This window comes from Bacillus sp. MAG717A (genome assembly GCF_036884855.1).
GTDB lineage: Bacteria > Bacillota > Bacilli > Bacillales > Bacillaceae > Bacillus > Bacillus safensis.
The window spans coordinates 3099237-3125570 of sequence record NZ_CP145733.1 but is presented as its reverse complement, the minus strand read 5'-3'; the positions used below and the strand labels follow the sequence as shown (position 1 = coordinate 3125570).

At 41.1% G+C, this 26334-nt stretch carries 26 protein-coding genes, 1 other RNA gene and 1 riboswitch; of the genes, 6 read left to right on the top strand and 21 right to left on the bottom strand.

Features of this window, described 5'->3' with window-relative positions:
* Positions 1–62 precede the first annotated feature (62 nt).
* Genes V6Z54_RS16245 through V6Z54_RS16235 form a run of 3 tightly spaced genes read left to right on the top strand, consistent with a single transcriptional unit; the run spans position 63 to position 1317 of the window.
* Positions 63–752 carry a queuosine precursor transporter gene (locus tag V6Z54_RS16245; RefSeq protein ID WP_041085802.1) on the top strand — a complete coding sequence of 230 codons (690 nt, stop codon included), beginning with the start codon at positions 63–65 and terminating at the stop codon, positions 750–752.
* A gap of 1 nt (position 753) precedes the next feature.
* On the top strand, positions 754–1149 hold the full coding sequence (locus V6Z54_RS16240; RefSeq protein WP_041085804.1) for a reverse transcriptase-like protein: 396 nt from the start codon (positions 754–756) through the stop codon (positions 1147–1149).
* A 42-nt stretch (positions 1150–1191) separates the two neighbouring features.
* The gene (locus V6Z54_RS16235; protein WP_003215584.1) at positions 1192–1317 is read left to right on the top strand and encodes a hypothetical protein; all 126 of its coding nucleotides are present in this window, start codon (positions 1192–1194) and stop codon (positions 1315–1317) included.
* A gap of 16 nt (positions 1318–1333) precedes the next feature.
* Here the strand turns inward: V6Z54_RS16235 and V6Z54_RS16230 are convergent, their stop codons facing one another.
* The 6 genes from V6Z54_RS16230 to V6Z54_RS16205 all read right to left on the bottom strand — a co-directional run bounded on the left by V6Z54_RS16230 (position 1334) and on the right by V6Z54_RS16205 (position 8311).
* On the bottom strand, positions 1334–2221 hold the full coding sequence (locus V6Z54_RS16230; RefSeq protein WP_041085807.1) for a 5'-3' exonuclease: 888 nt from the start codon (positions 2219–2221) through the stop codon (positions 1334–1336).
* Between the two features lie 276 nt (positions 2222–2497).
* The gene (locus tag V6Z54_RS16225; protein WP_041085809.1) at positions 2498–2761 is read right to left on the bottom strand and encodes a YpbS family protein; all 264 of its coding nucleotides are present in this window, start codon (positions 2759–2761) and stop codon (positions 2498–2500) included.
* 41 nt (positions 2762–2802) lie between these two features.
* Positions 2803–6399 (bottom strand): dynamin family protein, encoded by a 3597-nt coding sequence (locus tag V6Z54_RS16220; protein WP_338527493.1) that lies wholly within the window; start codon positions 6397–6399, stop codon positions 2803–2805.
* Between the two features lie 133 nt (positions 6400–6532).
* Complete coding sequence (locus tag V6Z54_RS16215) at positions 6533–6619, bottom strand: Fur-regulated basic protein FbpC (protein ID WP_226340839.1); 87 nt, start codon at positions 6617–6619, stop codon at positions 6533–6535.
* A gap of 85 nt (positions 6620–6704) precedes the next feature.
* On the bottom strand, positions 6705–7214 hold the full coding sequence (locus V6Z54_RS16210) for an isoprenylcysteine carboxylmethyltransferase family protein (protein ID WP_034623498.1): 510 nt from the start codon (positions 7212–7214) through the stop codon (positions 6705–6707).
* Positions 7211–8311, bottom strand: coding sequence for a 3-oxoacyl-[acyl-carrier-protein] synthase III C-terminal domain-containing protein (locus V6Z54_RS16205; RefSeq protein WP_041085815.1), 1101 nt, complete (start codon positions 8309–8311; stop codon positions 7211–7213). Before V6Z54_RS16205 ends, V6Z54_RS16210 begins: the two co-directional genes overlap by 4 nt.
* A gap of 612 nt (positions 8312–8923) precedes the next feature.
* Between V6Z54_RS16205 and V6Z54_RS16200 the strand changes: the two genes are divergently transcribed.
* Positions 8924–9742, top strand: coding sequence for a polysaccharide deacetylase family protein (locus tag V6Z54_RS16200; protein WP_338527492.1), 819 nt, complete (start codon positions 8924–8926; stop codon positions 9740–9742).
* Positions 9743–9922: 180 nt separating this feature from the next.
* On the opposite strand, the gene pbuX is transcribed toward V6Z54_RS16200, so the two are convergent.
* The 12 genes from pbuX to V6Z54_RS16140 all read right to left on the bottom strand — a co-directional run bounded on the left by pbuX (position 9923) and on the right by V6Z54_RS16140 (position 22876).
* Entirely contained in the window at positions 9923–11242 is a 1320-nt protein-coding gene (gene pbuX / locus V6Z54_RS16195) for a xanthine permease PbuX (RefSeq protein ID WP_247544555.1), read from the bottom strand.
* Positions 11239–11823: a xanthine phosphoribosyltransferase gene (gene xpt, locus V6Z54_RS16190; protein WP_251180415.1), complete on the bottom strand. Its 585-nt coding sequence runs from the start codon at positions 11821–11823 to the stop codon at positions 11239–11241. The genes pbuX and xpt overlap by 4 nt, the downstream gene beginning before the upstream one ends.
* A gap of 117 nt (positions 11824–11940) precedes the next feature.
* Positions 11941–12040, bottom strand: a riboswitch (purine riboswitch).
* A 136-nt stretch (positions 12041–12176) separates the two neighbouring features.
* Complete coding sequence (locus V6Z54_RS16185) at positions 12177–13682, bottom strand: carboxypeptidase M32 (protein WP_041085822.1); 1506 nt, start codon at positions 13680–13682, stop codon at positions 12177–12179.
* A 125-nt stretch (positions 13683–13807) separates the two neighbouring features.
* Positions 13808–15745 carry an ATP-dependent DNA helicase gene (locus tag V6Z54_RS16180; RefSeq protein WP_338527491.1) on the bottom strand — a complete coding sequence of 646 codons (1938 nt, stop codon included), beginning with the start codon at positions 15743–15745 and terminating at the stop codon, positions 13808–13810.
* A 75-nt stretch (positions 15746–15820) separates the two neighbouring features.
* Positions 15821–16018: a hypothetical protein gene (locus tag V6Z54_RS16175; protein WP_024422762.1), complete on the bottom strand. Its 198-nt coding sequence runs from the start codon at positions 16016–16018 to the stop codon at positions 15821–15823.
* 105 nt (positions 16019–16123) lie between these two features.
* Positions 16124–17278 (bottom strand): class I SAM-dependent RNA methyltransferase, encoded by a 1155-nt coding sequence (locus tag V6Z54_RS16170; RefSeq protein WP_041085826.1) that lies wholly within the window; start codon positions 17276–17278, stop codon positions 16124–16126.
* Positions 17279–17385: 107 nt separating this feature from the next.
* An RNA gene (rnpB, locus tag V6Z54_RS16165) (RNase P RNA component class B) lies at positions 17386–17772 on the bottom strand.
* 60 nt (positions 17773–17832) lie between these two features.
* Positions 17833–18138 carry a cell division regulator GpsB gene (gene gpsB / locus V6Z54_RS16160; RefSeq protein ID WP_012010336.1) on the bottom strand — a complete coding sequence of 102 codons (306 nt, stop codon included), beginning with the start codon at positions 18136–18138 and terminating at the stop codon, positions 17833–17835.
* Positions 18139–18213: 75 nt separating this feature from the next.
* Positions 18214–18756, bottom strand: coding sequence for a DUF1273 domain-containing protein (locus tag V6Z54_RS16155; protein WP_029706022.1), 543 nt, complete (start codon positions 18754–18756; stop codon positions 18214–18216).
* Between the two features lie 48 nt (positions 18757–18804).
* Positions 18805–19041 carry a spore coat protein CotD gene (gene cotD, locus V6Z54_RS16150; RefSeq protein WP_073979689.1) on the bottom strand — a complete coding sequence of 79 codons (237 nt, stop codon included), beginning with the start codon at positions 19039–19041 and terminating at the stop codon, positions 18805–18807.
* 316 nt (positions 19042–19357) lie between these two features.
* Positions 19358–20605, bottom strand: coding sequence for a ribonuclease H-like domain-containing protein (locus tag V6Z54_RS16145; RefSeq protein WP_041085830.1), 1248 nt, complete (start codon positions 20603–20605; stop codon positions 19358–19360).
* 24 nt (positions 20606–20629) lie between these two features.
* A complete protein-coding gene (locus V6Z54_RS16140; RefSeq protein WP_041085832.1) occupies positions 20630–22876 on the bottom strand; it encodes a DEAD/DEAH box helicase in 2247 nt (748 codons plus the stop codon).
* 160 nt (positions 22877–23036) lie between these two features.
* Between V6Z54_RS16140 and V6Z54_RS16135 the strand changes: the two genes are divergently transcribed.
* Positions 23037–24155, top strand: coding sequence for an NADH-dependent flavin oxidoreductase (locus tag V6Z54_RS16135; RefSeq protein ID WP_258954579.1), 1119 nt, complete (start codon positions 23037–23039; stop codon positions 24153–24155).
* A 53-nt stretch (positions 24156–24208) separates the two neighbouring features.
* On the opposite strand, the gene V6Z54_RS16130 is transcribed toward V6Z54_RS16135, so the two are convergent.
* Positions 24209–24715, bottom strand: coding sequence for a PTS glucose transporter subunit IIA (locus V6Z54_RS16130; protein ID WP_039183169.1), 507 nt, complete (start codon positions 24713–24715; stop codon positions 24209–24211).
* Between the two features lie 169 nt (positions 24716–24884).
* Here V6Z54_RS16130 and V6Z54_RS16125 point away from each other — a divergent pair, with 169 nt between their 5' ends.
* Positions 24885–25304 (top strand): Hsp20/alpha crystallin family protein, encoded by a 420-nt coding sequence (locus V6Z54_RS16125; protein WP_126681654.1) that lies wholly within the window; start codon positions 24885–24887, stop codon positions 25302–25304.
* 20 nt (positions 25305–25324) lie between these two features.
* On the opposite strand, the gene V6Z54_RS16120 is transcribed toward V6Z54_RS16125, so the two are convergent.
* Entirely contained in the window at positions 25325–25777 is a 453-nt protein-coding gene (locus V6Z54_RS16120) for a YppG family protein (RefSeq protein ID WP_039179462.1), read from the bottom strand.
* Between the two features lie 108 nt (positions 25778–25885).
* The gene (locus tag V6Z54_RS16115; protein WP_228280239.1) at positions 25886–26266 is read right to left on the bottom strand and encodes a YppE family protein; all 381 of its coding nucleotides are present in this window, start codon (positions 26264–26266) and stop codon (positions 25886–25888) included.
* Positions 26267–26334 lie beyond the last annotated feature (68 nt).

Here is a 26334-nt window from a genome sequence, read left to right as displayed (position 1 = left end):
AACGTTCGTTATGCTATAATCAAAAAGTTACATTTTACAATGAGAAAGGAAGTTCATGTCACTTGTTTAATGAAGGTATTTGGATCTTATTTGCGATCATTAATTTTATCATTGTTCTTCTATTTTATAAAGGATTTGGCAAGATGGGCCTTTTCGTCTGGATTGGCTTTGCGACGGTTGCTGCAAATTTACAAGTGGTCAAAACCGTTGAATTGTTTGGCTTAACGGCAACACTTGGAAACATTTTATATGGCAGTGTGTTCTTTGCAACGGACGTATTGAATGAAAAATATGGACAAAATGAAGCGAGGAAAGCTGTCTGGATTGGCTTTGCCACCCTTTTAACGCTAACCGTTGTCATGCAGGAGGCTTTGCTTTTCCATCCCGCTCCATCTGACATTTCTCAAACATCGCTCGAAACGATATTTGGCTTTATGCCAAGGGTCGCACTTGGCAGTCTTGCTGCTTATATCATCAGTCAAATGTTAGATGTTTATGTATATTCGTTTATTCGCCGGATATTTCCTTCCGATGGTGCGCTCTGGGTGCGCAACGCTGGAAGTACGATGATCAGCCAGCTGCTTGATACACTGATCTTCACAACCATTGCCTTTCTTGGCACCTATCCATTTCACGTCTGGATCGAAATCTTCATCACGACTTATGTGATTAAATTTATCGTCGCCGCGATTGGGACACCATATGCGTATGCAGCGAAAAGAATGGTTCCGCTTGATGAAAGGGTGAAATAAATTGCCAGCTGAAATATACATTGATGGTGCTAGCGCAGGAAATCCAGGTCCTTCTGGTATCGGCATTTTCATTAAATATGATGGAAAGGCAGAATCTTTCTCGATTCCTCTCGGATCAATGAGCAATCACGAAGCAGAATTTTCCGCTCTCATTGAAGGAATGAAAATCTGCGTAGAAAAAGGACTGCGTTCCGTTTCGTTTCGAACAGATTCACAGGTAGTTGACCGTGCGGCCAATGCAGCATTTGCTAAAAATCCAGCCTTTCAGCCTTTTATAAAAGAGATGATCGAGCTTCAACGGCAGTTTGATTTATTTTTCATTAAGTGGATTCCAAGCAAAGAAAATCAAGTAGCTGATCAGCTCGCTAGAAAAGCGATTCACCTTTCTAAAGGATGAATCGCTTTTTTTCGGTTATGCTAATGTATGAGGTGATACTGATTGGATAAAGAGAATAAAGGTCGTGTCACAAATGGGACAACCCCTCAAGGTGATGCGCAAACAAAAGATAAACAGCCACTATCTCAGCTCGAAAATAGAGCGAAGAAAAGCAATACAAAAAGATGAACCTTAGAGATCGGCTTTAGCTGATCTCTATTTTACTTAATCGGTTCACCATCGGTTCAATTCCTTTGATTTGATGGTATCGCAGCATGGCAGCAGCCCGTTCTTGATTGATATTCACCTTCGTCTCATCAATTGGACAGCTCAGCGGGACATCACATTTGATCTCTGCCAATAGACGGGAGAGCTTCAAATCTTCTAATCCTGCTTGCATTTTCTTTTGCTGTGCGGCCGTTAGTTCATGAACATTTTCTAATAATCCATCAATGGTTTGATATGTTTGAATAAATTTTAATGCTGTTTTTTCTCCGATTCCTTTCACGCCTGGGTAATTGTCACTTGAATCCCCCATAAGTGCTTTCATATCGATCAGCGCCTTTGGAGAGATGCCCATTTCCTCTTCAAATAAGGCTTTTGTATAATGTTTATAGTTCCCGATCCCTTTTTGCATCAAAGCAACAGTCACTTGTTCATTCAATATCTGCAGCAAATCTCTGTCGCCGGTTAGAACCGTCACACGTGCTTCATTCTGATAGACTGCCGCCAGCGTGCCGATACAATCATCTGCCTCAAAGCCCTTTAAACCAACGTTTACAATTCCTAGCTCTTCTGTCGCTTCTTTTGCTAAATCGAATTGCGGAATGAGCTCGACAGGTGCCTCTCCTCGATTTGCTTTATAATCTTGAAACAATTCATTTCGGTATGTTTGGCTTCCCATATCCCAGCAGCAAACAATATGAGTTGGCTCAAATGTCTGAACAGCGGTTAATAAATGCTTCAAATAACCATTTACTCCATTCGTCGGGACGCCGTGATCATTTATCATAAAATTCCGATGGACAGCCGTTGCATAGAACGATCTGAACAGAAGCGCCATGCCATCAACAAGCAGTACGTGTTTATTCATTCTTATAAACTCCCTTTTTCAAAACAATACTCCTATTCTATCACAGAACATAGAATTCGACATAAAAAAGGCGCCCTCTTCTTTTGGAAAAGAAGTGGCACCTTTGGATTATTTTTGACCGTATTGCATTTTTTTCGATTCTGCTTCTGCGTAGGACGGCATCTCTTTTTGTTTTGGGTGACGCTCATCCTGCTTTTTTTCATGCTGCTTTTTTTCCATCATCATTCCCCTTTCTCGGTTCACTTGTTAAGATGACCAAAAAAGAGAAAGTTACTCTTACTTCTGTTTTCGTTCGACATACTCTCTGACCATATCAATCGTGACATGCTTACGCAGCGGAACAATTCCGCCTCGTGCAAGCTCATTCATCTTCGAAGTAATCGCATTGATATCGTCAGTTGTAAATGGTTCGTTTTGCTCACACTTGAAAACAGCAGTCTCTATTGCCTGCTCTCTTTTCTGCTCAAGCGCAAGAAACGACTTGATATGAGCATTCTGTTTTTGTGAATGTGCGGAAATCTCTTCGTGTACGCTCGTCATTTTTTATCAACTGCTTTCTTTTTTATATAGTCTATCATGAATCAAATGGTTTTCAACTGGTTCTTCCATTCATTTGTCTGCTTGTATACTTGTTCTATCATCGCCTGCTCTTTCGCATCTGTCGTCAAGCTCATGATAAATGTTTGTTTTTGTTCATTCAGCTGCTTGAGCGCTTCTGTCTCATATCTTTCAGTAAAGGTCTTCACCATCATATCGTATCTGCTCTGTAATTCTTCTTTTTCTTTATCTGCCCATTTCGTCGTTAACTGGAAAAGAACATCTCGAATCGCTTCAATAAACGCTGCCTTCCCGTTCTGTTCAAAGAAAGCTTTCGCTGATTTTTGCTTCTTTAAGAGCGGCTCAAACGGCGTCAGGTCCGCTTCCACTTCAATTTGTTTCAGCTCTGCATTTTTCTCATCTGGCGGCGACAGCCGGAGAGAAAAGTAAGGATCTTCTGCACACGCAGCCTGTAATCCTTTCTCCCACTCCTCTTTGAAATATTGAGTGATAAACGATTCCATTCGAATATCAAGCGCCTTTATCTCCTGTACAAATTCAAATTCATAATCCTTTAGCGCCTGTTCAAGCGCTTTTTTCAGCTCCTGCCTGAAGTCCCCTTGAGATATTCCAGGATAAAAGGCTGTCTTTAACAGATCATTTGCATAAAGTGACAAGCGCTGAACAATGTGGTAAAGCTGTTCGTGCAAGTCCTTTTTCACACTTTCTACCACTAGCTTAGATCGTTTAATATGGCTCATTTGATCAACGATCGCTTCATAGGATGTGTCTATCTTTTTCTTTTCCGCTTGCTTTTCATCTTCTGACTGATGCAGCGTCTCATGCAGCTTGTCGACTGTTCTACATAATGTACTCGCTTCAAAATACAGCAGCTCAATCGCATCTTTCGTTAATTCTTCCTCAATAAAATAGTCGAGCTGTGTTCTAAGCTGTGAATACTGATTATAAGGCGACTGACCCTTTCCTTCGATCTCTTCCTTACTGGATACGTGATGAAGGTTTGGCTGCCGGATGCCTTCTTTTGTGAGCTCATTTTTCACATAGTCAAAGACAGTTTCAAGCTCTGTTTGATCCTTTGCGAGGTCAGCTGCATTGATAATAAAAAACATTTTATCCATGCTAAATGAATCTTTTACAAGCCCGAGTTTACGTAAAAATGACCGGTCTGCTTTTGAGAAAGAATGCTGGTAGTAAGTTAAATAAAGAAGGGCATCAGCATCCTTCATATATTGAAAGGCAATCTCTGTATGACGTTTATTCATACTGCTGGCGCCTGGTGTATCAACAATCGTCAGTCCTTTATCTGTTAAAGGTGTACTTAAATACACCGTCACTTCCTTCACCACACAAGAAACAGCCTCTTCTGCCACATATGGCTTTAATTCTTGAAGGGTGACATTGTGCGGCGTTTGTTTTTGAATGGAATCACGGAACTTTTCATGAGCGTTTAAAAAATGTTCAACAATGATGCGGTGATCCTGTTCAAGCGCTCTTTTTTTCAGCGTTCGTTCGAGTTTCGCTTGAAACGTATCTCCCTTTTCTTCCGTTATAGAAAAACCAAGAATTTGATCGAGCTCTTCTAATATTTCCTGCTCGGTTTTGAACACCACTTTCACACTTTCATGCGGATGGTCTTCTGTCGGCCGCGTCAGCTTATTGATTGTGGCCGTCGTTGGTGTAGGAGATGATGGCAGCACCTTTCTCCCAACTAGGGCATTGGCAAACGAAGATTTCCCCGAACTAAAAGCACCGAATAAGGCGAGTGTAAATTCCTTCGCTTGCAGCCGTTTTGTTCGTTGTTCAAAGGACTTTCTTTGAGACTGAAGCGCGTTTAATGGCATTAAAATTTGAGAAAGCTGCTCAAACTGGTCAATTGACTGAGCTGTCGTAATATGCTGTGATTGACGCATTTGATCAAGCTCTGTCTGCTGCTGATTTTCTTTCTCGCTTTCTTCCGCATGAGTGGACGTATGATTCTGATTTAGCTCGTCATGCTGCATCCGATGTTTTTTCACATAAAACCAATCATCTGTGATCTGCTCATTTGTTCCGTTTTGCCATATACCCCATATATGCTCAATATCTCTTCTGATTTGATCATTTTTTTCCATGCTTTGCTCGAGCGCTAGGAGCTCCTGTGCTGCCTGGTCCCATTTATCTTGCTGCTTTCCCTTTTCATTCATGAGCTGGGTTTTCAGCGTCTCAGTCATTTGTTCAATCAATGGTATTGCTTTCTGTTTGGTCTGTCTTTTCAGTGCTTCACCAGCATCTTTTGCATATTGCAAAACGTATTCATTTGAAAATGTCGCACCATGATGGATGACGTTTTCAAGCAGTGATTCTTCCACAGGTGTTTCAAATGCCATCACTTGATTTAATAGCTCTTCACCAAGCTGATGTTTCTTGACTTCTCTTTTGAGCAGCTCAGCAATATGCCAGTCCACTTCAGCTTTCATTCTTGCTTTGACATCTGCTAAGAAATCGTTCGCCCGCTTTTCTTTTTCCTGCTCGGTTTTATTTTTAGCGAACAGTAGTCCTACCTTAAAGCCAGGAGCTTTCGATTCAATATAGTCACTTGCGAGCTCTCTCATTTTAAATGGGGTTAGGTTTGCATTTTTTAAAATGTTCTCGACTTCAGAAGACACTTCATCTTCTAACTGTTTTGCTCCATTTTCAATAAAGCTGCTTTTCGCTTCAAGCTCCTTGACTTCTTTTCTTTTTTCTTGAACCAGTGAATCAAGATCCTCTTCTTGCAGCTCTTCTTTTAATGAGTCAATATGTTCTTTTAAAACATTCTCTATTTTCTGCTCGGTATAGGCGCGAAGTGATGCTTTCGGCAATGTTTGTAATTCTTGCAGTTTCTCGATTAAACGAATCATTTCGTTTCTTGGATGCGACTCATCGGTTACAGATGTAAAGTATAGATGTTCTTCTTCAATGCCCTCTTTAAGAAGCATATCAACCACTTGATTTTTGTAGTCTTCAAACGCTGTCTCATGCTCATCATGTCGATCGACTTGATTTACGATGAAATAAAGATTTGGCACTTTCTCTTTAATGGAGCGAATGAAACGAATGTTTTCTTCCGAATGAACATGGTTGTAGTGCACGACATAAAAAAGAGCATCTGCTTGATGTAGAATAGACGCGGCAGATAAAAAATGGGTATGATCCGTTGAATCAATTCCAGGCGTATCAATCAGTGCCACCTTTTCTTCCAATCCTCTATAGTGCCCGCTAATTTCCACCATTTCAATCTGTTCTCCGTCCTTACAATAACGCTGAACTGCTTCTTTATCATAAGAACCGCTCATTTTTGCAAAACGGCCATCTGAGGTGTGAAGCTTTACTTCACTCTCCCCTTTCCTCACGACGACCAAGTTTGCACTTGTTGGAATTGGACTCGTTGGCAGGATGTGATCATGAAGCAGATGATTCACAAGTGATGACTTTCCAGCTGAATAGTGGCCGGTAAATGCGATATACACTTCTTCTTCTGCTTCCTTTTTGATAATCGATGCAAGTTTGGCTGCGCGTTCATGATCATCCCTTTTGAGAAGGCTTTGATATAAAGCACCTGTAGTTTGAACGAGCGATTCTCGAATAGACAAGTCTTCCATGACGATAAACCCCTTTGTTTTTAGAAAAGTCAGTTATGTATGTGATACCATTTTACACAAAATGAAGAGATTTTTCTTCTGATCTGAAGAAATTAAAAAAATCTGCTGCCCGATCAGTCGCAATTGACTGCGATCAGGAAGCAGATTTTTTAGAAACACCTTTTAATACGAAGCCAATTAATAAGCTGTATACACAGACCGTACCGAGTAAGAAAACCATTGTCATGTGATCACCGTCCATCCTTCGTGATTGAGAATGCTTATCATTAATGAAAGTGTATCACAATTGATAATGATTTTCAATATTAATTTAACAAATACTGATTGAGCGCTTTCTCTTCTGTTTGAATTCTCACAGCCATCATCCATGCATTTAAACATGTGAACAAAATGGCGGTAAAATAGGCATTAAATAAAAGCGGGATCAGCATAAGCTCAATCGCCACCACGACATAGTTAGGATGCTTTAACCAGCGATAAGGTCCTTTTTTCACCATCATCGCATTTGGTACAACTAAAATCTTTGTATTCCAATACGTTCCAAGAGAGCATAATGCCCAATATCGAATCACCTGTGTAGCCAGCAGGAAAACGAGCAGCACAAGAAAATAGCGTGACGGCGGCCTGTTTAATCCCCATACCTCAACCATGAGTGAGAGAAAAAAACCCGCATGCATAGCGACCATATAAGGATAATGACTTGCACCAAATTCAATGGCACCGATCGCTTTCACTTTCTTTTCATTTCTTTTAGCCACAAGCATTTCAATAAGCCGCTGACACACGAAGAAACCAATGACGAGCCAAATGATCATGATATGACCTCCTCCCATTTCATGAGCAGCAGCTCTGAGGAAAATCCTGGTCCAAGCGCTCCGCAAAGACCCATATCTCCCGCTTCAGCGGATTGATGTTCAAGATAATGCTTGATCACATACAAAACTGTGGCAGAGGACATATTTCCGTGTTGTCTGAGTACTTCTTTTGATGAAAAAAGCTGATCTTCTTGTAAGGATAGACTTTTAATATAGGCATCAATCACTTTTTTTCCTCCAGGATGGGCAAGAAAAACCGATAGGTCTTCTGCCGAATACCCTTGCTGCTCTAAAAATTGATCGACTTGCTCTTTTAACCAGCCGGAAATAATGGAAGGAATGTCACGGGAGAAAATAACTCGAAAGCCGTCACTTGTAAATTCCCAGCCCATCACATCCTCAGACTCTTTCATTGTGACGGATTGTGTACCAATCACTTTAGGAACTGTTTTTAGATAGGTATATTCAGATACGCCTTTTTCTCCAGTTAATAAAAGAGCTGCTGTCCCGTCTCCAAACAAAGATGTACCGATTAAATTGCTTTTTGATTGATCTTGCGGCTGAAAGGTTAAACTGCACAGTTCACAGGCGACAACCAGCACCTTTGCTTCTGGAAATGCTCTTATGTATTCGTAAGCCCGGGACAACCCCGCCGCTCCGCCCCCGCATCCTAAGCCCCAGATCGGCACTCGTTTCGTATAAGGCGAAAAAGGGAGAACGTTCATCAGTTTTGCATCAAGGCTTGGTGTCGAAAGTCCGGTGCTTGAAATAAAAAACAATGCATCGATCTCTTCAAACGGAATCGGCTTTTTCAGGAACGCCTTCTCATGAAGACAGTGTATGACCGCTTCTTTTGCATGAGCCAATGCTTTTTCCAAATAGAGATTGTTTTTCTCCTCAAAAGAGTGGTGCGTCTGATACCATTCAATTGGCTGCACAAACTGTCTGCTCTCGATTTCTCCGTTTTGAAAAGCTCTGAGCAGCCGGTCGATATCTTTAAACGATCGTTTAAATTGGGATCTAGCAAAATCAGCCGCCTTTTTCTGATCCACATGATGTTGTGGCAGACTCGTTCCAACAGAAAGAATGTACGCCATCGGCTTCACCTCTTTTTTCGATTAATATCCCCTATCGAAAAAAGGATATACATGCCAAAATGTCACAATTCAGTCAAAATATTTTCCTCCGTCTAACTTTTTGTCTTGACGTCAATTGATAAATATTGGATAATATAGGTGAAAACATGATGTAGTTTTCCTCCTTCACAGGTTCGTTCTAAGCCAAGCGAACCTGCTTTTTTTATGCAAAAAAACACCTCTCAAAAAGAAGTGTTCAGACCGTAGCCCCCCTTTACTTTAAATAAAAGCATGAGCACCCTTTTTTCAATGAAATCGTCATTATACAACACTTTCATAAGGAATCTCCCTTTCGCTTCGAATTAATGGTCAAATCTGCTGCTATCTTAGCGTATAAATATTAACGGTTCAATCATTATTCAGAATGATTTTATTTAAACATGAACGGATCACCTTTTTTTGCTGATCAACACAAAGTAACAACCATAAATTTCTAATTCATTTGAATTTTCTATATAAAAAGGATTTTTTCCACTATATACATAATCAATATGTGTACCAAGAAAAACAGTGAAAAAAGAAAGAATCTACAACATGGTTCGGCTCAAAATTTAATTGACTGGAGTGATTGTATTGAAAAAGGTTTCCAAAAAAAAGACACCCTACAACACGATACTTCTCTCAAAGGTAATTGGTTTAGTGCTTCTTACACTGTTTCTCTTTTTTATCTGGGATATGTCTAAACCCCATTTGCAGGCGACAAATGGGCAAGCAAAAAATGTTGCCAGCAGTGACTTCCGTGACACAAGCATCAGTCTGAAAGCAAAAGATCAGCCAAACCAACAGGCAACAAATAAAACGGTCTTTTTAACATTTGATGATGGTCCTTCTGCTACATCAAATCAGCTGTTAAATGTATTAAAAGCACATCACGTGAAGGCGACGTTCTTCATGCTTGGACCGCAAATCCAAGCACACCAATCAGCTGTGAAAAGACTTTATCAAGAAGGACATCAATTAGGTCTTCATGGCATGACGCATGATATAAACCTCTTTTATCAGAACAGCGAGTCTCCCGTAAATGAAATGAGAGAAGCTCAGCGTATTCTTGCCTCTGTTACAGGTGTCTACAGCCGTCTTGTAAGAACCCCCTATGGCAGTGTTCCAAATTTAACATATCATCAAAAAGTACGTTTAAACCAAAATGGCTTTATTTACTGGGACTGGACGATTGATAGCCTTGACTGGAGATATAAAAACTCACAATATGTTCCAGAGGTATTGAATCAATTGCAAATGTTTGAGAATAATAAACCATGGGAACCAAAAGTTATATTAATGCATGATCAACCCTCTACCACAAACTATTTAGACAGCCTGATTATACAGCTAAAAGCAAGGGGCTATACATTTGCAGTCATTAACGAAACAATGCCGCCGGTACAGCATTAATAGTGATAATCACAAAAAGCCCGTATCCAAAAGATGCGGGCTTTCAGCTTGTAGACAAACCCTTACACGCTCCTTCCTAGGATCAAAGGTTTTTTATCAAGCTAAAAAGAAGACAAAGAGCTAAAAAAAGGTCATTTTAGCTCTTTGTCCATAATCTGAATCCCTCTCCAAGAGAGGTGTTTACATAACAGATTGCTTAGGTTCTTCTACCAGGTCATGCTCGGCTTCTTTTTTAAAAGGAATCATGTGATAAATAATATGAAGCAAAATTGCGGTAAAGCTTCCGGCCACAATGCCGTTACTTGTTAATAATTTCATCGAATCTGGCAGATGCTCAAACATTTGCGGTACGACGGTAACACCTAAGCCGATTCCCACGGAGCAAGCAACGATCAGCAAGTTCTCCTGCTTTGCAAAATCCACGCGTGAGAGCATTTTAATACCGTATGCAATGACCATACCAAACATGGCAACCATTGCACCGCCAAGAACCGATTTTGGAATAATCGTCGTAAAGGCAGCGATTTTAGGAAAAAGACCAAATAACATGAGCAATGCCCCTGTTACGACAATAACTTGGTTTTTCTTGACGCCAGTTAGCTGGATCAATCCAACGTTTTGTGAGTAGGCTGTGTACGGAAAAGCATTGAAGATTCCACCTAATAACACAGCAATCCCCTCTGCCCGATAGCCTTTAGCCAAATCTTTTTCTTTTAATGAACGGTTTGTTAAATCACCTAGTGCGAAATAAACGCCTGTTGATTCAACTAATGACACAATCGCAACTAACGTCATGGTCATGATCGGTGCAAATTCAAAGGTCGGCATGCCAAAATAAAATGGCTCAATCATGCGGAAAACCTGGGCGTTTGCCACCTCAGCTGTTTCCACTTTCCCCATAAACGCAGCAACTGCTGTCCCAAGGAGGATACCGATTAAAATGGCGATCGCCTTCATGAACCCTTTCGTGAATCGATAGAGCAGTACAATGATAAATAGTACAAGGAAAGCGAGCCCTAGATTTTCAAAAGAACCATAGTCCGCACTTCCTTCTCCTCCTGCCATATTGTTCATCGCTACAGGAATGAGGGTGATACCAATAATCGTGACGACAGAGCCTGTGACAACAGGCGGGAAAAATTTCACAAGCTTCCCAAAGAAAAAAGAAAGAAGAATGACAATACACCCAGAAGCGATAATACTGCCATAGATAGACGAAATTCCATACTTAGAGCCAATCGCAATCATTGGAGAAACCGCCGTAAATGTACAGCCTAATACAACAGGTAAACCGATCCCAAAGAAGCGGTTTTTCCATACTTGAAGCAATGTAGCAGCCCCGCACATGAAAATATCCGCAGAGATGAGGTAAGTCAGCTGTGCAGGCGTGAGCCCAAGCGCATCTCCAACAATGAGCGGTACAAGAACAGCACCTGCATACATTGCCAGTACATGCTGAATGCCCAGCGAGAGCGTTTTGACTTTTTTAGCGGCACTCATGATTGTACCTCCCGTACAAACGTGACTTTCCCTTCCTCAAGTGATTCAATACGTGCGAGGGACTCGACGCGGTAGCCCATTTGCACAAGTGCATTTCTTCCAGGCTGGAATGATTTTTCAATGACAATGCCAAAACCGGCTACTTTCGCCTTTGCCTGCTTTGCAATCTCTGCAAGTCCTTTCGCAGCTTCACCATTTGCTAAAAAGTCATCGATGATTAACACACAATCGTTTTCACTCAGATGCGTATTTGAGACAGCAATCGTGCTTTCTACTTTTTTTGTAAAAGAGTACACACTGGCTGTTAACAGGTTATCCGTTAATGTGAGTGATTGACGTTTTCTTGCAAACACAACAGGGACTTGAAGAGCAAGCCCAGCCATCACAGCAGGTGCGATGCCTGAAGATTCGATTGTGATGATTTTTGTAATGCCATCATGCTTAAATAATCTAGCAAACTCTTGCCCAATCTCATGCATTAACACAGGATCAATTTGATGATTTAAAAAAGCATCTACCTTTAACACTTGATTTGACAGAACGATTCCTTCGTTCTCAATTTTTTGACGTAACAATTCCATCATTTTTCCCCCTAGCATATTGGCAAACATTCGATTTTTTGCATAAAAAAAGCATTGCTGCCCATGAGGAGCAAGCAATGCGAAAACGATCCACGGATCTTCAGCTCAAACAAGAGCTGTTTCATTTTGCTCACTCATAGTCGGACCGTATCGGTGTCCGGTAGAAACTTGCGTGCCATCATCACGCGATTATATGAGTGTTATAGTGTTCAAATTATAACAAGATTTCAGACGCTTGGAAAGCACTTTTATAGAAAAATACCGAACTTAAATAATAGATCAGAACAAAATGTTCGTTTTTAGAATATTCAAGCATCAAAAAAGCACCCTTCTTATGAAAGGGTGCCCTTCTTTTATGATAAATACAGTTTCGTGTATTTATCCGTTAAGTAGTCGATTAAATATTGAACATTTAATTCTTCACCTGTTGCATCTTGAATGATTTCAGACGGCTTTTTCCGTTTTCCGTGCTGATGAACATGTTCCGTCAGCCATTCTTTTATCGGTGCAAAAGACCCATTTTGAATCAGCTCATCAAAATTTGGTAAATCTTTGATCATTTGTTGTTTTAATTGCGCTGCATACATGTAACCAAGAGCATATGAAGGGAAATAGCCAAAGCTTCCATCAGACCAGTGAACATCCTGCAAGATACCGAGTGCATCATTAGGAGGCGTAATGCCAAGATACGCTTGATATTTTTCATTCCAAAGTGCAGGCAGATCTTCAACCGCTACTTCTTCATTGAAAATCGCTTTCTCAATTTCATAGCGGATGATAATGTGAAGCGGATACGTCAGTTCATCAGCTTCAATTCGAATGTAAGTCGGCTTAGATTCATTCACTGCATGCACAAAGTCTTCTAAAGAAACATCTTTAAATTGCTCAGGAGATGCTTCTTGCAGCTTTTGATAATACGTTTTCCAAAAATCTTCGTGTCTGCCGATAAAGTTCTCAAAGAAAAGAGACTGTGATTCATGGATACCCATCGAAGTACCATCACATAAAAGCGTTCCGCTCAGTGCTTCATCAATGTTTTGCTCATAAATCGCATGACCACATTCATGAATCGTGCCAAAGATCGCCATTCGAAAATCATGCTCATCGTAACGAGTCGTCACACGCACGTCACCTCTGCTTAATGTCACTGCAAATGGATGGACTGTTGTATCAAGGCGGCCTGCGTCAAAGTCATATCCTAATTCTTTTAAGAAAAAGAGGCTCAATTCCTTTTGTTTATCGATTGGAAAGCTTTTCGATAAAAATGAAGTATCCGGCTTATTTGGTGAAGCTTCGATTTTTTTCACAAGAGGAACAATAGCGTCACGAAGTGCACCAAATTTTTGATCAAGCTGTTCAACCGTCATATCTGGCTCATAGTTATTGAGCAGCACATCATAAGGCGTTTTTTTCACGCCCCAATATTGGATGAAACGCTTGTTAAAGTCAATAAGCTGTTTTAAGTATGGTGCAAAGAGTGAAAAGTCTGATTTCTCCCTTGCTTCTACCCAAACATGCTCTGCTTTTGATTGCAAAATCGAGTATTCTTTAAATTCTTCTTTCGGAATTTTACTGTTTTCATCATACTCTTTTTGTGATAATTCGAGCGCCTTCTGTGTATCTTTTGACAGCTCATCTCGATGTTTGTTTAATTCGTGAAGAAGATCTCTCATTTCGTCAGAAGTCTTCATATTAAAAATATCACTTGATAATTGACCGATCGTTTCAGCTCTAAAATCCGCACTTTTTTTAGGCGCTTGTGTTCTAGAGTCCCAATAAAGTAAATGGAGCGCCTCTGTATAATGGGCGATTTTCCCTAGTAATTGATAAAACGCTTTCTCAGTTGCTTCAAGACTCATGCGTTTGTTCCCCCAATCAATAAAATATGTATGTACGTTTCAAGGCTACTTCAATGAATGTTCTTTTGTCAATGAAAAAGGAGGAGACACCATGGTATCCTCCTCCTTTGCAAGTATTCAGCTATTTAAGATGTGATGATGGGCTTCACTGGCAGGACGTTTTCAATTTTATTTTGAAGCGCTGTATCTTCCTTACGATCAAAATAAATATGAATGCTTCCTGCGTCTTGGCTTGTCCGGATTAGTCTTCCGATCCCTTGGCGTAAGCGAAGCAGCATATACGGAAGGTCAACTTCAGCATGTGCATCCTTTGCTTCATTTCGTTTCGCTTCAAATACCGGATCATGCGGCGGATAAGGAAGTCCCCAGATGATCACATTCGTTAATGATTCACCTGGAATATCAAGCCCTTCCCACAGATGAACAGAGCATAACACAGACGTCTCATCAGCTTGGAACTTTTGAACAATTGTGCTGATTTCCTCGTCTCCCTCAAAATATACGTCAAACGGCAGTGATTCATTTGCTGCTTCAAGCTGTTTTCTAAAGAAATGGAGTTCATCAAATGAAGGGAATAGAATCAGAGATTGTCCTCCATTTTCTTTCAGCTGAGTGATCACTTGCTGTGCTTTTGCCTCTTGCTCAGCGATCTGCTGAATTCCATGGAAATAAATCTTCATTTGTTCATCGTAATCATACGGCGAAGCGACACTCATTGATAAGTAATCTTTAATCCCAAGACTTTCAGCTAAATAATCAAAGGATTGATTCTCAGACAATGTAGCGGAAGAGAAAATATATGGTCTTTTTTGCGAGAAGACTTTTTCGCCAAGTACCTCCGCAACCGTCTTCGGCATCACAACAAATGTTGTATCTAATTCTTGTTTTTCCAGCCAGCTAATGGCATTTTTTTGATAAAGCGATAGAGAATACGCCATTTGTTCAATGTATTCTTCCACAACAGATAATTCGTATTGATCGATCGTATACATTTCAGATTCAAACACGAGCGCTTCTCCGATTTTTTCAAGCAAGTCACACAATTCGCTTGCAGAACGCTTTACCTCATCGACACGCCCAATTTCAAGCCGGTGCGAGCCTTTGACTTCTTTGGCATGTGTTTTTAAGAGATAAAAGAACTCATCGTTTGTTGCAAGTGCATCTTCAACAAGCTCTGCAAATTCTTCGCGTATGTCGTTTTGCAAAAGACGCTCCAAAAATGTTTCGAGCGTTGATTGCTTCACTCGGTACGTTAACGCTTTTTGTGCGGCAAACTCGAGAAGATGTCCTTCATCAAATACGACGGAGCTATGCTCAGGAAGCAGCGGAAGCTGTCCCTCACGTTTTCGGGATTCCTTCGTCCACACATGCTCCATGTAAAAATCATGTGAACAGATGATGAGATCTGTCGCTTTCCGGTAATGATCTCTTGATAAATTCAGACCGCAGCGATGGCGCATATCGCACGTCAGGCAGTCCTGAAATGAGTCATAGCCAATTCGTGACCATTCATCATTTGATAACTCTGGATACTCTTTTCGATCGCCATACGGATAAAAGGTTTGCATACCATGTGATTCATGAACAAATGAAGGCAGTGATTCATAAATATCGAGCCACTTTTCATCATCTTCACGCTGCATCGTTTTCTCTAGCTTCTTTAAGCATAAATATTGATCATGCGATTTACTTAATCTCGCATCTATTTGAATATCAAGGTGATTGGCAATTTTATAGATATCACCTTCTTGTTTAACGAGCTGTTCAATTAACGTTTCGTCTGCACATGCAATAATCGCAGGCTTCCCTGTATACCTTGCATATGTGACGGCAAATAATAGATAGACGATGGTTTTGCCTGTGCCTACCCCAGCTTCGGCAAACATCACACTTTTTTCTTTAAAGGCTCTTTCTAGCTGAAAAGCCATGAATATTTGTTCATCTCGAAGATCAAAGCCCTTTTCTGGCAAAATGTCATAAAACACATCACCAATCCAGTTGCCCAGTTCTTCGTAAAAATTGTGTTCTTTTGATAATGAAAAAGGCAAACGAGATGCTGTCACCTGCTTCAACCCCCAACTTTTGAATCATTCAGACATTCAATAGTACCATTTACGCTGGGGAAAAACAATCTTTTTTTATGAGCGCAGGCGATGTTGATAGCTTTCCTTCATTAAAAATGCATGCTCAGAACGTTCTATGTATGCCTGAGCCAGTGCCAAATCTTCGATGGCTGCCGTAAGCTGAGCAGATTGTCCACCTTCATGCCCTTCTATTTCTTGAGCAGTCGAAGCGAGTGCTTTTTGGATTAACTGAATTTGATCATAATGAATCATGAAGACACCTCTTTTTTTAAAATCAAGTTCAGTTTATTCCGTCTAGCTGAGAGTTATACCTTTTCAGCACAAAAAAGCCGCACCTTCTTTCGGTGCGGCCATTTATTACGATTCGGTTGTTTGTTTTCTAGGCGGGCGTTTTCCCCAATATTGATAATAGTCTGTTTTGATAAAACCGTTAAACAGCTTTCTCTTTTTCGTCGCTTTTCTTCCGAAGCATTCTTCGAATTTTTCGTGTGACGTCAAGATGTAAATGGACCAGGTATCTAGGTTCTTAAATGCTTCACCCATTCCTTGATACATTTTTTCAACTGCTGGTTTATCACTCAGTCGTTCACCGTAAGGAGGATTTCCGACAATCACACCGTACTCTTCTTTTGTTTGAAAGTCTTTTACTTGCATTTGTTTAAACTCAATCAGTTCACTTAGCCCTGCTTCTTCTGCATTGATTTTTGCAATGTCTACCATACGATGGTCGATATCACTTGCAATAATGCGGAGCGGCTGATCATAGTTTGCTTTTTCTTCTACTTCTACTCGCGCTTTGTTCCATACGTCTTCACCGATCCATTCCCATGATTCAGACGCAAAATCCCGGTTGAATCCCGGGGCAATGTTTTGTCCTATCATCGCTGCTTCAATGGCAATTGTTCCTGATCCGCAGAAAGGATCAACAAACGGACGGTCAGGTGTCCAGTTCGTTAATAGGACAAGCGCAGCTGCAAGCGTTTCTTTAATAGGTGCTCCGCCTTGATCCATGCGGTATCCACGTTTATGAAGACCTACACCAGATGTATCAAGCGTAAGCACAGCTTTATCTTTTAAAAGAGCGATTTCGATTTTATATTCAGGTCCCGTCTCTTCAAGCCATTCAGACTGAATGTTGTAGGAGGATTTAAGCTTTTGCGCGATGGCTTTTTTGACGATGCGCTGGCAGTCCGGCACACTGGCAAGCTGAGATTTTACAGATTTCCCGATGACAGGAAACGTACTGTTTTTTGGTAAAAAAGCGGCCCAGTCAATCGCTTTCGTCCGTTCAAAAAGCTCATCAAATGTTTTTGCCGAAAATTCAGCAACTTGTACCTTGATCCGGTCTGCTGTACGCAGCCAAAGGTTTGCACGACAAATCGCAAGCGCATCCCCCTTGAAAATCACTTTTCCATTGTCGACTGTGCACTCATAGCCAAGGTCTCTTACTTCTTTTGCAACAATTGCTTCAATTCCCATTGGAGCTGTTGCGATGAGTGTATAGGTTTTCATTGATTTATCACCTGTTTTCTCGTCCTTTTATGTATTCAAGATAAAAGCTCTCCATATGTTGAAATAGGAGAGCTTTGTACATCATGTTTATTATAACGGATTTAACGTTCTGTAAGCCATGTTTTGTTCCATCGTACTGCAAACGGCAAATGCCTCGTACTCAGGTGGTAATCATCTATCTACAGAATTCTCTGTCCTTCTCTCCGTTTGGTTCCTTTGAGAAAGTTCCCCTACCAAGTTTGGGTTTCTCGCTCGAGGGGTTTACCGCGTTCCACTCTCACCATTTCTAGTGAGACTTCGTCACTGTGGCACTTTCAAGGATACTTTGCCATATCCTAAAAAGGACGTAGGCATTTTTCCTGCCGTCAGCCTTTCCCAGGCTGCCCTGGCTTATTTTTTCGCCAGGCACGAACACTACGGGCATCTCAGCACCGTGCGAGCATGGACTTTCCTCTGCAATGCCTTAAATAGCATTACAGCGATTACCCGAACGTTAATCAATAACCGTTATTATAAACGACAATGACATCTGACACAAGCTTTTTCAGCAAGACTCAATCATAAAGTTTGCTGCCGAAAACGTGTTTCTCAAGGTTCGATAGTCTTTTTAAAATATCAAAGTTTGTTGTATTAGACTGTGCAGGCTGTCTTTTCCCTTGTTCAACAGCTTCTTCAAGCTGTTTTGACAAGTGGAGGTTTTCTTGTTGAAGTTTTTCGATTTCTTGGTTGAAGGTCTCATAGTCTTTAATGACCATATCTAAAAATTTATCGACTTCTTCTTGTTTGTACCCTCTGACACCTGTTTTAAATTCTTTTTCTAAAATTTCTTTCGCAGAAAGCTTTACTTTATCAGCAAGCATCTTTTTCACCTCATATCGTGAATTCATAGTATATTTTTTCAGAAATACGTGACGTTGTCAAATTTTCTCTTGCTTTTAATCAAAAAACGGATCTTCCGCCTCAACCTGCGCTCTTAGATCATCCATTGTGATGTACATAATGGGGTAATCGGTATAGGCTTCTGCTTCTCTGATCATATACTTCGGCGATCCCTCATGCTCGGGATCATATAAGACGAGAAGACCATCTGTTTTTTCAATAAAAAAGCGGTTCTTTTGTTTAAATTGTGCCGGACTTTCATACGGTCTATGCGTGACACTTTCTACAAAATCGGCCTGTGCAAGAATTCCTTCATACAATTCTTTGTTTTGCTCATTCCAGCGCTCTTCCTGTTCATAAAATGGCGTAATGACTGCAAGTTTTAACGCTGGATATTCCTCCTGAAGCTCAAACACCACTTCGGCTGTCCAAATTTCTGCCCCAAGCTGGCCTGATATGAGCACCCATTCCAGACCTTCTTCGATAAGGGCTGTCAGCCTTTTTTGAAGCTCCGCTTTTATGTATTGAAGTGCAGGCTCGTCTTGCTTGAATATCCCAAGCTCAAACGGCTTGTACCCTGTGACAGCAATAATTTTCATTTTTTCACCTGCTTTTAAAAAATGGGACTTATAAAAGTCCCATTCACTTTATCTGTTACAGCAAGGTCCACCGCAGTTAAAGTGTTGATGTGTTGCCGGGTCCACCTGAGAAAACGTATGCGGGAAGTAGTGAACATGTTTGAAATTCTGGTGGTGAACATTTGTCACATGCTGCGGGTGGATATGCGGCACAATTGTTGTTGACTCGCTGTGTGTACAGCAATGATTCGTCGGATGAACAATTGGCTGTGTAACATTAGGATGGCAATGATGATGATGGTACATGTAGCATTCCCCTCTCCTTTATTTTCTTACATTAACAATGTATGAATCAAGAGGTGTACATGTACTAATGCATTAACCTATTTTAAAAGTTGGCAAGAAAAATATCTTTATAGTTTGAAAACACAAAGGCGACCAAAATGACCACAAGAAAAAACAAGTAGAAAAGACCTTTATACATGCTATACGCTCCTCATTCAATATCTAACGTTATTTTACAGGATTCGCGGCCTTTCTACAATAAAAGTGCTAAACATTTTTTATTTTCGGCCGAGAGCCGAACGTTGTCATTTTTTGCGCTTTCCCGGGTAATAATATTTCATTGCCCAGCTTTTCTCAATAGCCGTTTTTTTCGTTTCTCAAGCTCTTCCGTGTCTCGCTCGCTTAACGATGAGAAAGATAATAAAGATTTGGTGATGGAAAGAGCTGACCTTGCATCTTTTTGACGATGCTCTTTACACTTCGCAAGCTCTATACCTGCTTTTAATGCTAAATGGACATCACTTGATTCAAATAATGTTTCCCAAATTCGAACTGCTTCATCCCACTCGTTTAGCCGTTTATATTGTAAGGAGAGATCATAAGCCGCCTGATTGGCATGTTCAAAATCAGCACCTGTTAATTCCCGCAAATGCTTCGTAGCTTCCTGTACATCTCGATGCGCAAGATGCCACCTAGCCAGCGCGTATTTCTCATCGTGCTCCTTTACTGCATCCATAGATAGAATTTTTTTGGATAGATGGATGTAGAGGCTGATTAACGAAAGGACGTCTAATTCATTATGAGTCAAAATCCCTTCGATGAGCTTCGGATTTTGTTCCTTTAAAAAATGAAAATAGATCATCGGTGCCAAAAAACCTGGTGTGTCGCCTTCCCGGTGAACGTGCAGCTCTTCTTTTTCAACCACAGACAGCGCCATTCGTTCATATTTATGCTTCCACAATCGTCTTGACCCATGCAGAAGATCAAAGTGGCCAAACTCTGGAAGCGCAGGGATTTGATCTCGCAACAAAGTATGTCTCGTTTTCACTTGCGGCCAATCGAATGATTTTCCATTATATGTAACGAGCGATTCTACGTTCACTTCATCGAGAAAGCTTTTATAAAGAGCCGCTTCATTTCCCGGATTTGTGAGCAGGTGCTGTTTCACCACTACTTTGTCAGCAAAAACCCGCGCATGCCCAAGCAAGAAGATCATATTTCCCGTCCCGCCAGATAATCCAGTTGTTTCTGTATCAAAGAAAAACAGTTCATGCGGCTTGTAACCTTTAGCCGATAGTGAATGCTGGATGCCGCTTTTGTTCCAAGCCTCGATGATCTTTGGCAGTTCCGCAAACGAATAGAGTCCATGCTTGTCATCTAATGAATAGGTGACTTCTCGAATGAGACAAAAGGAATCCTCAAAGTGATATGGAGCTGCACCCAGTTGCTCCCATTCCTTTAAAAATGGGATGTTATCAGCTGTGACAGACTGAGGTTGTCCTTCCACTGCTTTTTGCCGTTTTTCGTTTGGCTGGTTGTGCGATAGGTGCTTCTTCATTCTATTTAATTTCCCTTTTAATGACATGAGTAGCTCTCTTCCTCCTTCCCCTTAAAATACAGACATCAATTCAACAATGCTGCTTTTTCCGCTCACCTCTTTCATTTCCATGCCAATGCAGGATGGACAGCCGTTCTCACAGCGGCACCGCTCTATCAGTTGAATGGCTGCACCGGCTATTTCATCGAAACGAGCTTGGACCTCTTTGCTTAAGCCGATTCCGCCAGGGTAGTGGTCATATAAAAAGACTGTCGGTTTACCTGTATGTGCCGCTTTAATTTGTGAAACAACATGAATATCTGAGCGGTCACACATCACAAAGGCTGGTACAATGTGCTGAAGAACATTTGCGACGCCGAGCAGCAGCTGTTCAAGTGTTTTCTCTTCAAATCTTCGCTCTGCTTCATGTAATTCAAACCAGGCCGCACTCGTATGAATTTCTTCTTCAGGTAAGTGAATCGGGCCAGAGCCGATATTTTCACCAGTGCTGAGCCGAATTTTTTTAAAAATTGTTGGCATTGCGTTGACAGTGACATCACCGTAGTGAACAGATACCGCTTCTTTCTCGGTTGTCTGATCGATTTCAAGCACCTTGAGCTGAACAGCTAAATTAGCATCTGTATAGTATTCTACATCCACTTGTTTCACATAAGCCTTCAGATGCTCGTAATCTAGCTTTTCTACTTGATACTGAACCCCTTCATGTAAATAAATCGCTTCATCATGCAACAGTGTCATCGCACTGAATCGATCCATCTCTCCAATAATTCGGACATTCGCTACATCTGTTTGATCCACAATCACTACATTTTCCTGGCTTGCAGACCGCAGGCTGATGCCATGCGCTGGGAACGATTGATCTGACCAATAATACCGGTTACCGCTAAAATGAAGAACTCCTTCTTCGTGTAAGTATTGCAAAATATCTTCTACTTCCATGTCGCCAAACTGTTCATCCATCCGAAATGGCAGCTCGTAGGAAGCACATTTTAGATGATCCACTAAAATAATGAGATTTTCAGGATTAATTCTGGCTGCTTCAGGCGGTCTATTAAAGAAATATTCAGGGTGTCTGACAATATATTGATCAAGGGGTGAGGAGCTTGCCACCATGATAATAAGTGCCTCCTCATGACGCCTTCCAGCACGTCCTGCCTGCTGCCATGTACTCGCTACACTGCCAGGATACCCCGTCATAATGCATACCTTTAGCTGACCTATATCTACCCCTAATTCTAGGGCGTTCGTGCTGACGACACCTAGAATTTCTCCTTCTCTTAACCCTTTTTCAATCACGCGCCGCTCTTTTGGCAAATAGCCTCCACGATACCCGCGAATCGATTTTGGACCGATTTCCTTTTTCACAAGCTCTTGAATGTGACTTAAAATCACTTCTACTCGTACTCTGCTTCTAGCAAAAACGATCGTTTGAATTTTTTCTTTTAAAAATGTTTTAGCCAATTGGTTGACGACAGTGGCAGCGCTTTGTCTAATATTTAATGGTTTATTCACCACTGGCGGGTTATAAAACACAAAATTCTTTTTACCGCTAGGCGCTCCGTTTCGTTCAATAAGATGCACCTTGCTCCCTGTGAGCTGCTGCGCCAGCTCTTTTGGATTCGCAATCGTTGCTGAAGTGCAAATAAACACCGGATCACTTCCGTAAAATGCACAGATTCGCTTTAGCCTGCGAATCACATTGGCCACATGACTGCCAAACACACCTCGATATGTATGAAGCTCATCAATGACAATATACTTCAAATTCTCAAACAAGCTGACCCATTTCGTATGATGAGGCAAAATGGCTGAATGCAGCATATCTGGGTTTGTGATGACAATATGTCCTGCTTGTCTCACTCGCTGCCGAATGGCTGGTGAGGTGTCCCCGTCATATGTTTCACTATGAATCGGAACATCCATCTCGTGGATGATCTCGTTAAGTTCACTCTTTTGATCCTGAGCGAGCGCTTTTGTTGGGAATAAATAAAGAGAGCGGTTTGTCTGGTCTTCTGCAATCGACTGAAGAACAGGCAGATTGTAGCAAAGCGTTTTACCTGAAGCTGTTGGTGTAACCGTTACTACATGTTCACCAGCCATTACTCGTTCAAAGGCTTCTTTTTGATGAATGTACAGTTCTTTCACGCCTCGTTTTTCAAGCGCCTTTTTTAGCCTGTCGTCCACTCTTTCAGGAACGGGAGAGGTCTGTGCAGGCTTTGCTTCAATTTCATGCCAATGCTCTACCTGTTCGTCTTTCTTTAATTCTTCTATCAGTTCGTTCATTGTTTTCTTTTTCATATTGCGTCCACCTCTCATTCTAGTGTACCGAATATTTGTTTGCATGACTAGGCGGCAATTTTTTGATGCTGGGCTTATGAGCAAATACTTTGAACTGTTGTAACAGTATCTATTACACTTCTATAGTGAAATGATTTTATCAAGGAAGAAGATGATCAGAGTGAAAAACGAATTTAAGCCTTTATTTGAACCATTTACGTTTCCTGGTGGCGCCTCTATTGATGGTAGGTTAGTGGTTGCTCCAATGACACACTTTGGTTCTCATGACGATGGCACCATTTCAAAAGACGAAATTGATTTCATTACAGCTAGATCAAGTGAAATGGGTATGGTGATTACAGCATGTGCGAACGTGACTCCAGATGGGAAGGCATTTGAAGGACAGCCTTCTATCGCAAGAGATGAAGATATCCCAGGTCTGAAGAAATTAGCTTCAGCAATCCAAGCAAAAGGAACAAAAGCCATTATCCAAATTCATCACGGCGGCTCTCAGGCTCTCCCTCATTTAGTTCCAAACGGTGATGTGGTTGCGCCTAGTGATGTGTTCAAAGATGGAAAACAAATTGCACGCGCTTTAAAAGAAGAGGAAATTACTCATATTATCGACTCCTTTAAAGAAGCGGCAAGACGAGCGGTTCAAGCAGGGTTTGATGGCGTGGAAATCCACGGAGCAAACGGTTATTTATTACAGCAATTTTACTCACCGCATAGCAATCAGCGTACAGATCAATGGGGAGGAAATGAAGAAAAACGTCTAGCTTTCCCTATTGCTGTTGTAGATGCAGTCAAAGAGGCCATCAAAGAACATGCGGCTAAACCGTTTATCTTTGGATACCGGTTATCTCCTGAAGAACCTGAAACACCTGGTTTAACAATGACAGAGACGTTTACATTAGTGGATGTTCTCAAAACAAAAAAACTCGATTATTTGCATATCTCTTTAATGGAGATTGGCTCTAAAGCAAGACGAGGCGCAGATTCTAATAAAACACGTATGGAACTGCTAAAAGAACGATGCGGCGATACTCTTCCACTTATTGGAGTAGGCAGCGTCATTACAGCTGAAGATGCTCTCCATGCTTACAATCAAGGGATTCCTCTGATTGCTGTCGCACGAGAGCTGATCGTCGACCCAGATTGGGCTAAAAAGATTAAAGAAGGCAGAGAACAAGAGATTGAAACCGTCATTAAACGCAGCCAAAAAGACAAGTATCTCATTCCAGAAGGATTGTGGTCTGTCATGGAAGCGAGTCAAGGCTGGGTTCCAATGGAGGATTAATATCCTCAATAAAAAAACTACCCTATTAACGGGTAGTTTTTTCTATTCATGAATTATTTCATTTTCACTGTAAAGAGCTTGGACATCTGCTTTTCTACAGAGCCTTTTGGTTCTTTATCAAGTCGTTCGACTAGGTCACCATTCATAATCACAATCGGTGTCACTGTACTTGATGCTTTCTCTTCAATCAGTTCTAAATCACACGTAATGAGAGGGTCACCGATTTTCACTTTATCCCCTTCTTTAATGTGCGCTTCAAATCCTTCACCATTTAACCCAACTGTTTCAAGTCCGATATGAATCAGAAGCTCAAGCCCCGAGAGTGTTCGAATGCCAATTGCATGTTTTGTATGGAAGAGCTGAATGATTTCACCCTCTACTGGTGACACAATCGTCCCACTTTTTGGTTTTACTGCTACGCCGTCTCCCATCATCTTTTGAGAAAAGACGGGATCTGGTACATCAGTCATATCCATTAACTCTCCATCAACTGGAGAATAAATGACTTCTTCCTTTACATCATCTTGGTTTTTTCCGAAACCGAATAATTTTTTCAGCAATGTCAATTTGCTCCCTTCAAGCTTTGCTTCCTAAATCTATTTAGTGTAAGAAACTTTACGCCTATACACCTTGCTTCATTCAACACTATTTAATCATAATTTTTTCCTCTCATCAATTGATAACCGCCTGAGCCCTTTCTGCATAGGCTGTAGATGAGAGGTGATTCAAATGAAACAAGATGGCGAAAACAAACATGAATTGCTGGCAAATGAAGATATTCTATATGAAGCGATTGAACAATTTTTTGCATCCTCCCCGTTTCACGAGATATTAAATAGTGCGGAGGCACTCATGACCACATCGCAATCACTTGCATCAATTACGACTGATGTGACAGAGGATGAACAGAATGTCTATATCGAGATTCAATTTCCAGACCATTTTGTCGAAGGAGACATTGCGCTAGAAGTAAAAGCCCAATATTTACACTTATCAGTGCAGGAAAAAATCAAAACGGATACGACTTCCTCGTATTCAAGCTTTACCAAAACCATTTTAATGCCGGCAAAAATAGATGAAACGAAAATGAAAAGTGTGTGGAAAGATCAATCGCTTCGTGTATCTGCGCCAAAGCAAACAACCCAATAGATCAATCTATTGGGTTTTAACTATGCTTTAAAAATGCTTGTAAATCCTTTCGCCAATGAGCCTACTTGATTCATTGTACTCATCATTTGGCCAGCTGTATCAAACATTTTGTTAAAATCGTATTGCCCATTCGTCTTTTTGAATTGCGATAGCACACTTTTAAACTGAGAAGGCTGCTGTTTTTGCGGTCTTGGCAAAGGATATGGGTTCATAGGCTGCTGCATGGGCATCATGCCTGGCGGCTGCATTTGGGGTGGATTCATCGCTTCAGGCGGCTGCATAGGCGGCACATTTTCTTGGTATCCATAAGGCGGCTGATAAACAGTAGATGGTGCCTGGTTCATTCCACCTTGATATGGCGGCATGAAATAGTCTGGAGGCTGCGGAGGCTGCTGCTGCATCTCTGAATACGGAAAAGGCCTTTGCTTGAATTGATTGAATTCATAAGGCTGCTGGTTTGAATAAGGGAACATCTATCTCGCTCCTCTCGCTCTCAACACATATTGATGTCACTCATATATTATGATCAAAAGCAGAAGATGTGCCTAAAGAAGTCATAAGAAAAACGCAGCATTATGTCTTTAGCTGCGCTGTTTGATTTCTTCTATTAAAAGGTTCAGCGTGTAAACCACTGACTCAACTAAATTTTTTACACGGGGTGCGTGCTGTTTGCCAAAATAAGATTGCAGGACAACCTCTTTACCATTTTCTTTTACGGCTTCAAGCTGTTCTTGGTGTAAATATCTAGGTTTGACCTGTTGAACAAAGGAGATAGCTGCGGTGAGCCACTCTTCCATTTTCTGATCAAATGTATCGACGGCTGGCTGAATATCCGTATAAAAATCATACGATGGGTACTCCTCTTCAGCCTTTCCCTTTTGGTACTGCTCATACGCTTTTTCGATCCATATTCTCAAGTTTTGTGTATGTTCAAGTAATGTTTGATTATCCAAAGTGTTCACCTCTATGAACCATCCTATCAAACGTTTACCTATTGCTCAAATAGAAAAGCTATCCGGCGTGATATGCC

Excerpts from the sequence above, each read along its gene's own strand:
- cotD (WP_073979689.1), bottom strand. The coding sequence starts at position 19,041 with ATGTACCATCATCATCATTGCCATCCTAATGTTACACAGCCAATTGTT.
- V6Z54_RS16125 (WP_126681654.1), top strand. The coding sequence starts at position 24,885 with ATGAAACAAGATGGCGAAAACAAACATGAATTGCTGGCAAATGAAGAT.
- V6Z54_RS16145 (WP_041085830.1), bottom strand. The coding sequence starts at position 20,605 with ATGTCATTAAAAGGGAAATTAAATAGAATGAAGAAGCACCTATCGCAC.
- V6Z54_RS16155 (WP_029706022.1), bottom strand. The coding sequence starts at position 18,756 with ATGAAAATTATTGCTGTCACAGGGTACAAGCCGTTTGAGCTTGGGATA.
- V6Z54_RS16185 (WP_041085822.1), bottom strand. The coding sequence starts at position 13,682 with ATGAGTCTTGAAGCAACTGAGAAAGCGTTTTATCAATTACTAGGGAAA.
- xpt (WP_251180415.1), bottom strand. The coding sequence starts at position 11,823 with ATGGAATTGTTACGTCAAAAAATTGAGAACGAAGGAATCGTTCTGTCA.
- V6Z54_RS16230 (WP_041085807.1), bottom strand. The coding sequence starts at position 2,221 with ATGAATAAACACGTACTGCTTGTTGATGGCATGGCGCTTCTGTTCAGA.
- pbuX (WP_247544555.1), bottom strand. The coding sequence starts at position 11,242 with ATGAGTGCCGCTAAAAAAGTCAAAACGCTCTCGCTGGGCATTCAGCAT.
- V6Z54_RS16170 (WP_041085826.1), bottom strand. The coding sequence starts at position 17,278 with ATGAAAACCTATACACTCATCGCAACAGCTCCAATGGGAATTGAAGCA.
- V6Z54_RS16175 (WP_024422762.1), bottom strand. The coding sequence starts at position 16,018 with ATGATTCATTATGATCAAATTCAGTTAATCCAAAAAGCACTCGCTTCG.
- V6Z54_RS16220 (WP_338527493.1), bottom strand. The coding sequence starts at position 6,399 with ATGGAAGACTTGTCTATTCGAGAATCGCTCGTTCAAACTACAGGTGCT.
- V6Z54_RS16205 (WP_041085815.1), bottom strand. The coding sequence starts at position 8,311 with ATGGCGTACATTCTTTCTGTTGGAACGAGTCTGCCACAACATCATGTG.
- V6Z54_RS16140 (WP_041085832.1), bottom strand. The coding sequence starts at position 22,876 with ATGAAAAAGAAAACAATGAACGAACTGATAGAAGAATTAAAGAAAGAC.
- V6Z54_RS16210 (WP_034623498.1), bottom strand. The coding sequence starts at position 7,214 with ATGATCATTTGGCTCGTCATTGGTTTCTTCGTGTGTCAGCGGCTTATT.
- V6Z54_RS16120 (WP_039179462.1), bottom strand. The coding sequence starts at position 25,777 with ATGTTCCCTTATTCAAACCAGCAGCCTTATGAATTCAATCAATTCAAG.
- gpsB (WP_012010336.1), bottom strand. The coding sequence starts at position 18,138 with ATGCTTGCTGATAAAGTAAAGCTTTCTGCGAAAGAAATTTTAGAAAAA.
- V6Z54_RS16215 (WP_226340839.1), bottom strand. The coding sequence starts at position 6,619 with ATGGTTTTCTTACTCGGTACGGTCTGTGTATACAGCTTATTAATTGGC.
- V6Z54_RS16225 (WP_041085809.1), bottom strand. The coding sequence starts at position 2,761 with ATGACGAGCGTACACGAAGAGATTTCCGCACATTCACAAAAACAGAAT.